Source organism: Agaribacter flavus (assembly GCF_042646125.1).
GTDB lineage: Bacteria > Pseudomonadota > Gammaproteobacteria > Enterobacterales > Alteromonadaceae > Glaciecola > Glaciecola flavus.
This window is the reverse complement of sequence record NZ_JBHRSW010000023.1, coordinates 93199-94172: the sequence shown is the minus strand read 5'-3', so window position 1 is coordinate 94172 and position 974 is coordinate 93199. Positions and strand designations below refer to the sequence as shown.

Here is a 974-nt window from a genome sequence, read left to right as displayed (position 1 = left end):
ATTAGTGCCGCACCATTAAACTTAAATCAGACAGTTGTACAGAACGGTCTAAAATGATCGGTTACGGTACAACAAAGCAATTTTGTGCTGAGCAGAAGATACCGGTGCAAACCTTTTACTCTCGCCGACATGCCATGGGGCTATCCATGCCAGCGCAAAGTAAAAAACCTATAATGACTAATTCGCCTGCCGTACAATCTGGGCAGTTCGTCAAAGCGCAAGTGACGCCAAGGCCGAGCACTGTCGTCTTGCAAACACAGTATGCGCAACTATCACTTTCTACACAATGCGATCCCATTTGGTTGGCCACTTTATTGAAAGGACTGGCTGCATGAGAATGTTTGTTGACCCAAAAGCCGTATATCTTTACCCAAAGACGGTAGACTTTCGCAAGCAGTTTAACGGCCTCGCGCTAATTGTTGAGCAAGAGCTTGATGTCACCCTCATGTCAGGCGCGTTGTTTGTCTTCACTAATCGTACCCGCAAACGCCTTAAGATATTGTATTGGGATAACACTGGTTTAGCCATGTGGAGTAAACGCTTAGAGAAGGAAACGTTCAAGTGGCCTAACAGTAAGCAGGCGTCGATCTGTTTGACTGAACAACAACTCAATAGCCTCCTAGGTGGCTTTGATATACACGGCCATCAGCCCTTGTTTTATGCCTCTGCTGGCTTATAACCGCAGATCATAAACAGCGATTATCGATCACGATTTAGTCTAAGTAAAAACAACACCTGAACCCTGCTTTACGGTAAAATACATGCCATGAAATTAAGCCTCGAACAGTCCAGTAAACAAATAACCTTGCTCAAGCAAAAGCGCGATGAGCAAGGCTTAACGACGACTGAAAAAGACGCTCTGATTGCCTTGCAAGAAGCGCGTTTAGATTTCCTTGAAGAGCAGTTTCGATTGGCGAAACACAAACTCTTTGCGAGCAAAAGCGAAGCGCATGTTGCCCAAGGTAACTTGTTTA

Annotated in this window: 2 protein-coding genes and 1 pseudogene; all 3 read left to right on the top strand. The window is 45.1% G+C overall.

The window, feature by feature from the left end:
* Window positions 1-53 precede the first annotated feature (53 nt).
* Window positions 54-335, top strand: coding sequence for a hypothetical protein (locus ACFOHL_RS12885; RefSeq protein WP_376920649.1), 282 nt, complete (start codon window positions 54-56; stop codon window positions 333-335).
* Window positions 332-679: an IS66 family insertion sequence element accessory protein TnpB gene (gene tnpB / locus ACFOHL_RS12880; protein ID WP_376920648.1), complete on the top strand. Its 348-nt coding sequence runs from the start codon at window positions 332-334 to the stop codon at window positions 677-679. Before ACFOHL_RS12885 ends, tnpB begins: the two co-directional genes overlap by 4 nt.
* A gap of 87 nt (window positions 680-766) precedes the next feature.
* A pseudogene (locus ACFOHL_RS12875) lies at window positions 767-974 on the top strand (IS66 family transposase); the annotation flags it as partial.

Excerpts from the sequence above, each read along its gene's own strand:
- ACFOHL_RS12885 (WP_376920649.1), top strand. The coding sequence starts at position 54 with ATGATCGGTTACGGTACAACAAAGCAATTTTGTGCTGAGCAGAAGATA.
- tnpB (WP_376920648.1), top strand. The coding sequence starts at position 332 with ATGAGAATGTTTGTTGACCCAAAAGCCGTATATCTTTACCCAAAGACG.